This is a genomic window from Polaribacter sp., assembly GCF_039939415.1.
Lineage (GTDB): Bacteria > Bacteroidota > Bacteroidia > Flavobacteriales > Flavobacteriaceae > Polaribacter.
Genome location: NZ_JBDVJE010000030.1, coordinates 56,860 through 63,515, shown reverse-complemented (window position 1 = coordinate 63,515; position 6,656 = coordinate 56,860). Strand labels below are relative to the sequence as shown.

The following is a 6,656-nucleotide window of genomic DNA, read 5'->3' as shown; positions in this document are numbered from 1 at the left end:
TCAGAAATACTGTTTTTTTGAAGAATTGAATCAAATTCTTTCATAAAATCATCTAAAGAACAGAAAATTTCTATAATTTTATCATCAGAAATCATAAGCAGAATATTTATTAGTAAATTGAAATTCAGTACTTTAATTTACAAAATATTCTGCTTTTTATTGCTTATTTTTTAAATATCTTACGTCGAACTCACGTATTTATAACTTCTTTAAAAGAGGTTTTTTATAAAAAACACCTACAAATAAGTAGAAAAAAGGGTGAAAATACCCATATTGAGTATTGTTTTTTTAAACAACAGTTTGATATTTTTGTAGAAATATTTTTAACCAAATAACTTACTATGAAAATAAAAAACTTTTTACTATCCGTTTTTCTTATTTCTTTTTGTTTGCAAAACAGCGCTCAAAATAAAGACGAAATTAAAGAAAAAAAGAACGCATTTGCAATTTCTTTTGGATCACCAGGTTTAGGATTAGAATATGCAAGAAAACTGAGTCCAAAACTAAACGCAAAATTAGTTTGGCATTCTTTTAAACTAGAAGACTTTGAACAAGAAGATATTGAAATTAAAGAAGATAAGGTAGATTTGCTTGCTAATATAGAATTGTCAATAATAGATTTAGGTATAGAATTTCTTCCATTTAAAAATTCTTCTTTTAAACTTACTGCTGGTTTAGGCTTTTTATCGAAGTTAAATACAAATGCCATTATTACTTATACAGAAAATGTTGAGTTTGGAGATGTTGTTATTACTAAAGAAGATGTAGGAGAAGTAAACGCTGATGTTTCTTGGACTGGAACCGCTCCTTATTTAGGAATAGGTTTTGGTAGAGCTATTCCTAAAAAAAGACTTGGATTTGGAATAGAAATTGGTTCTTATTTTACTTCATCACCAGAAGCTACTTTAACAGCAACAAAACTTCTTGCACCTACTACAGAGCAAGAAGATAATTTAAAGGAAGCAATTAGTAGTTTTAAATTTATTCCTCGATTACAATTCAGACTTGCATACAAATTTTAAAAAATTAAATTATGAAAAAATTAAATGATATAAAAATACTTTTTGCATTAATGTGCATGACTTTATTCGCTCTAAGTTGCGACTTTAAAGGAATTACTGAAGATGTTGATATTGTTATAGCCAATAACATACTTTCTCAAGAAGCTCTAATTAATGTTGTAGATATAACCAACCCTCAAAACATTGAAGGTTCTGATAAATTAAAAGTTGAATTAATTGGTGCAGACGCAAGTAAATTTGTTACAGATGCAGGAGAAAATAGTTCTAAATTAAAAGTTGTAGATGGTAATATTGCACTAGCAGTTAACCCTAACTACGCTAGTTCAGAGCCTCTAAAAGTTTTACTTAAAATTAGTGGAGATGATTATTTAACAACTACTATTCCTTTAGTAATGTTTCCAGAAGACTCTTTGGTTACCAAATCTATTAATATTGTAAATAAATTAAACCCTGTACAAGGTATAGATTTTATTGAAGACACTAAAACACTATCTAGCAACACCTTAACTACAGACCACACTGTTACTACAACAAATGCAAAAGCAACTACAAAAACTGAAGTAAAAATTGAATCTGGAACTATTTTTCAAGATGCTGACGGTAAAAATATTAGTGGTGGTACTTTAAAAAGTGAGGTTGCACATTTTAGCCTAGATACTCCAGAATCTCTAGCCTCTTTTCCAGGAGGATTAACTCCAAATAGTGTTATAGATAAAGATGGTAATAATATAGAAGATTCAGCTTTTCTATCAGCTGGTTTTACATCAATTGATATGTTTGTTGATGGTAAAGAAATTAAAAAATTCTCAAAACCAATAGAAATTGGAATTGAAATTCCTAATAACTATATTAACCCAGAGACTGGAATAAATATTGCAATTGGAGATAAAATACCAATCTGGTCTTATGATGATGGTCAATGGGGATATCATAAAGTAGGTACAGTTTCAATGGGTACAGGAAATAATTACAAAATTGTTTTTACAACCACTCACCTTTCTTGGTATAATTTAGATTTCCATTATTGGGGCGTATGTAACTATGGTAGAAAACTTACAGTTTCTATACCAAAAGTACCTTCGCTTTCTGCAGCTGAACTTAACTTATCTTATGAATTGGTATATGCTTCTAACGATCAAGTTATTCGTAGTAGAACCATGAAAGTTTCTAAAACCAGAGATCAAGCTACAGGTTTTTATAATACACCTAACCAAAGTTTAAAAATTAAGCTTTATTCTGGTACATATTCAGATAAAGTTTTATTATACACTTCTGCTCCGTTTAATGGATGTGACAGCAATACCGTTACAATAAGTGATTCTAGTGTTTTTAGCAGTATTCCTGCTCCACCACAAATTAAAACAGTTAGCATTCAATTTAAAGCAAAATGTGGTGACAAAATTTTAAATCCTTATTTAAGACTTTACAGATATGATTCTTATACTTATTACGGCAGAACATATTCTTATTGGAGATATGTAGGAAGAATTTACAATGGAAAAGGATATATTTATCAAGCAAAAATAGGCGTATCTCAGAAATATGCAGTTTATTTTGCAGGTAAACGTTATGAATATAATTATACTTTTGACACGGATAATATTGTAATTGGTGACTTTCAAGTTCCTGGTGACTTATGTAGTAGACTTTTCTAATAATTCAGAAAATAATCATAAAAAGAGGTATTGTGAAAATGATACCTCTTTTTTATTAACAAAAACACAACCAAAAACTTAATTTTCACACCAACATTGTCATATTCGTAATATATTATTTGTATTTTTAATTATCAACTAAAAAAACTATCTTTGTAACACCTAAAAAAATCCAATAAAATGTTGCAAGAAACACAATCAAAGAATACACAAAAACTTTCTTTTGAGGATTTTAAAACAGAAGTTTTAAACGACTATAGAATTGCTAAGATAAGTAGAGAGTGTAGTTTGTTAGGACGTAGAGAAGTTTTAACTGGTAAAGCTAAATTTGGTATTTTTGGTGACGGAAAAGAAGTGCCACAATTAGCAATGGCTAAAGCCTTTAAACTAGGGGATTTTAGATCTGGATATTACAGAGATCAAACTTTTATGATGGCTTTAGGAGAGTTAACTGCCCAACAATTCTTTGCTGGTTTATACGCTCACACAAGTATTGAAGCAGACCCAATGTCTGCTGGGAGACAAATGGGTGGTCATTTTTCAACTCATAGTTTACATGAAGATGGAACCTGGAAAAACTTAACAAAACAATATAACTCCAGCTCAGACATATCTCCAACTGCTGCACAAATGCCACGTTTATTAGGTTTAGCACAAGCTTCTAAAATTTATAGAAACGAAAAAAGTGTTCAGCATAAATCTAATTTTTCTTTACAAGGAAATGAAGTTGCTTGGGGTACAATTGGTAATGCAAGTACAAGCGAAGGTTTGTTTTTTGAAACCATTAATGCAGCAGGTGTTTTACAAGTACCAATGTTAATGAGTGTTTGGGATGATGAATATGGTATTTCTGTACATGCAAAACACCAAACAACTAAAGAAAGCATTTCTGAAATCTTAAAAGGTTTTCAAAGAGATCATGAAAATAATGGCTATGAAATTTTTGTAGTTAACGGTTGGGATTACGTTCAATTAATAGACACTTATAATAAAGCTGCAAAAATTGCACGAGAACAACATGTTCCTATTTTAATTCATGTAAAAGAACTTACACAACCACAAGGACACTCTACTTCAGGTTCTCACGAAAGATACAAACACAAAGAAAGATTAAATTGGGAAAAAGAACATGATTGCATTACAAAAATGCGAAATTGGATCTTAGATTTCGAATTAGAAACAGAAACTGGAGAAATTTTACGTTTTGTTGATGGTGAAGAAGACTTAATAATACTTGAAAAAAGTGCTAAAAAAGAAGTTGTTAACGCAAAAAGAAATGCATGGAACTCTTACATCAACGAAATAAAACAGCAAGTTAGTTTAGTTGTACAAATACTAGACAAAGTTGCTAGCAAAAGTAAGAACAGCAACTTCATTTTAAAAAACAAAAAAGATTTAATTGCAACTGTAGAACCAAGTAAAAAAGATGTGCTATCAACAGCAAGAAAATCATTAAGATTCTTAAAAGATGAAAAGTTTGCTGAAAAAATATTGCTTCAAAATTTCATTAAAGACTCTTTAAAAGATGCAGAAGAAAAATATTCATCATTACTGCATAGTGAATCAGAATTAAGTGCCTTAAAAATTCCTTACAAAAAACCTGTATACTCTAAAAATAAAACTTTAGTGGACGCAAGAATTATTATGAGAGATAATTTTGACACCATTCTTAAAAAACATCCCGAAGTTGTAATTTTTGGTGAAGACGCTGGTTTTATTGGTGATGTAAATCAAGGCTTAGAAGGACTTCAAGAAAAATATGGAGAAATTAGGGTTGCAGATACTGGTATTAGAGAAGCAACAATTATAGGACAAGGAATTGGGTTAGCAATGCGCGGATTAAGACCAATTGCAGAAATTCAATATCTAGACTATTTGCTTTATGCTTTGCAAATTATGAGTGATGATTTAGCAACACTTCATTATAGAACCTATGGAAAGCAAAAAGCACCATTAATCATTAGAACTCGTGGTCATAGGTTAGAAGGAATCTGGCATGCAGGTTCACCAATGGCAGGTATTATAAATCATGTAAGAGGTATTTATGTACTAGTACCAAGAAACATGACTAAGGCAGCAGGTTTTTACAATACTTTATTAGAAGGAGATGATCCTGGGTTAGTTATTGAGTGTTTAAATGGTTATCGATTAAAAGAAGAATTACCAATTAATTTAGGAGAATTTAAAACTCCTATTGGTGTTGTAGAAACAGTAAAAAAAGGAACTGATTTAACCGTAATTTCTTATGGATCTACTTTAAGAATTGTAGAAGAAGTTGCTTTAGAATTACAACAAGTAAGTATAAATATAGAAATTATTGATGCTCAGAGTTTACTTCCTTTTGATATACACCACGACTGTGTAAAGAGTTTAGAAAAAACTAATAAATTATTAGTAATAGATGAAGATTTACCAGGAGGAGCTACTGCCTATATCTTACAAGAAGTTTTAGAAAACCAAAATGGATACATGTACTTAGATAGTAAACCATCCACTTTAACCGCAAAAGCTCATAGAACTGCTTATGGAACTGATGGAGATTATTTTTCTAAACCATCTGCAGAAGATATTTTTGAAAAAATTTACGAGATTATGCATGAAGCAAATCCTAACAAGTATAAAAGTTTATATTAAAAAATAAGACACAATTTCAAACGCTCAAAACAATTAATTTTTGAGCGTTTTTTTTTATAAAAAAAATTAATTTCGACTTAATAACTTCTTACCTATTGCACATTCTAAACACAGTTTCTTTGCACAATAATTATTTTTAAGCTCTAATAAAGATTGAGTTTCATAAGCATTAATTGCACTTACATCAATAGTTGCGAACTTAGAAATTAAATTATTTTTTTCTGGTTTAATTTTCTTTAACAGTTCTAAAAACTCACTTTCATGTAACTCTCCTCTATTTTTTTTGTATAAAAATTTTAATGGTATAATAGTATTTATTAACAATAAATCTACAAATGATTTTGTTATTTTTTTTGATAATGGTTTAGATTCTTTTTCAAAAGTATAATGTGTCTTCCAATATAAATTTATTTCAACATCAAAGAAATCATAAAATAGTTTTAACTCTTTCATTTCAATTAATTTAGAAAACAAATTATCATATTTATAATATAACGCAATTAATTGAGCAATTCTAATTGTTGGAAAATTTGGCGGCCTCATTCTAAAAAATGAAAACAAATTTTTAGAAATTGGTATTAATTTATATTTATGTTTTAAATAATCAAATTCATATTTTAATTGTTGATAATAAACATCTTCTTTATCTTCTTCTAAAAAACCTGCTTGCCCAAAAAACAAACTAGATAATTGATTCTCTTCAAATCTAACTTTTCTTAAAGTCGAAAAATTAAAAGATTTAGACAACCTAAAAAAAGAATCTCCATTAACTCTTAAGCCAAAATTCTTGGTTAATAATTGAAATAAAGTAGCTTCAAAATCATTTTGATTCTCAATTAAAAGAGAATTCATTTCATTAGATTTTCGTTCTAATCTTTCAAAAAAAAGTCGTTCTTTCCAATTATCTAAAGTAAATTTATCAATAAAATTTATATCCTTTTCACATGGAATCCAATTTTGTTTTGTAGAAAATAAATTTCTGTAATTATTTAATGTAGTACTTAAAATAAAATCTTTTAAAATTAAAACAGGTAAAGGCTTGTTATTTTTCATAAAAATAGCTGCATCATCCTCCCAAACAAGATGTAAAATTACAGCATCGTAATTTACATCAACTTCATGATGGTGTACATACCAATCTGAAGATTTTAAATGTATCTCAACATTTCCTACCCAAAGTTGATTATCAATTTTTATTTGAGCATTTAAAAAATCTGGCCCTGAATTATAATTATGATAACCTGTTTTAACAATTATTAAGTCTTCATTTTGAGTCGTTTTTAAATCGTGTATAGAAAACAACTGATATTTCCATACATAATGAAGAAAATCTTCATTCATAGTT

4 protein-coding genes are annotated in these 6,656 nt (G+C 28.7%); 3 read left to right on the top strand and 1 reads right to left on the bottom strand.

Annotation, left to right across the window (positions count from 1 at the left end; translation table 11 throughout):
* The first annotated feature begins 341 nt into the window (after nucleotides 1-341).
* The 3 genes from ABJG40_RS04800 (at nucleotide 342) to ABJG40_RS04790 (ending at nucleotide 5,311) form a co-directional block, all read left to right on the top strand.
* Nucleotides 342-1,022 (top strand): hypothetical protein, encoded by a 681-nt coding sequence (locus ABJG40_RS04800; protein WP_348023435.1) that lies wholly within the window; start codon nucleotides 342-344, stop codon nucleotides 1,020-1,022.
* A gap of 11 nt (nucleotides 1,023-1,033) precedes the next feature.
* Nucleotides 1,034-2,677 (top strand): hypothetical protein, encoded by a 1,644-nt coding sequence (locus ABJG40_RS04795; RefSeq protein ID WP_348023434.1) that lies wholly within the window; start codon nucleotides 1,034-1,036, stop codon nucleotides 2,675-2,677.
* A 180-nt stretch (nucleotides 2,678-2,857) separates the two neighbouring features.
* The gene (locus ABJG40_RS04790; RefSeq protein ID WP_348023433.1) at nucleotides 2,858-5,311 is read left to right on the top strand and encodes a thiamine pyrophosphate-dependent enzyme; all 2,454 of its coding nucleotides are present in this window, start codon (nucleotides 2,858-2,860) and stop codon (nucleotides 5,309-5,311) included.
* A 66-nt stretch (nucleotides 5,312-5,377) separates the two neighbouring features.
* Here the strand turns inward: ABJG40_RS04790 and ABJG40_RS04785 are convergent, their stop codons facing one another.
* Nucleotides 5,378-6,652: a DUF2851 family protein gene (locus tag ABJG40_RS04785; RefSeq protein WP_348023432.1), complete on the bottom strand. Its 1,275-nt coding sequence runs from the start codon at nucleotides 6,650-6,652 to the stop codon at nucleotides 5,378-5,380.
* Nucleotides 6,653-6,656 lie beyond the last annotated feature (4 nt).

Bases quoted from the DNA above. Each gene is read 5' to 3' on its own strand.
- ABJG40_RS04790 (WP_348023433.1), top strand. From the start codon at position 2,858: ATGTTGCAAGAAACACAATCAAAGAATACACAAAAACTTTCTTTTGAG.
- ABJG40_RS04785 (WP_348023432.1), bottom strand. From the start codon at position 6,652: ATGAATGAAGATTTTCTTCATTATGTATGGAAATATCAGTTGTTTTCT.
- ABJG40_RS04795 (WP_348023434.1), top strand. From the start codon at position 1,034: ATGAAAAAATTAAATGATATAAAAATACTTTTTGCATTAATGTGCATG.
- ABJG40_RS04800 (WP_348023435.1), top strand. From the start codon at position 342: ATGAAAATAAAAAACTTTTTACTATCCGTTTTTCTTATTTCTTTTTGT.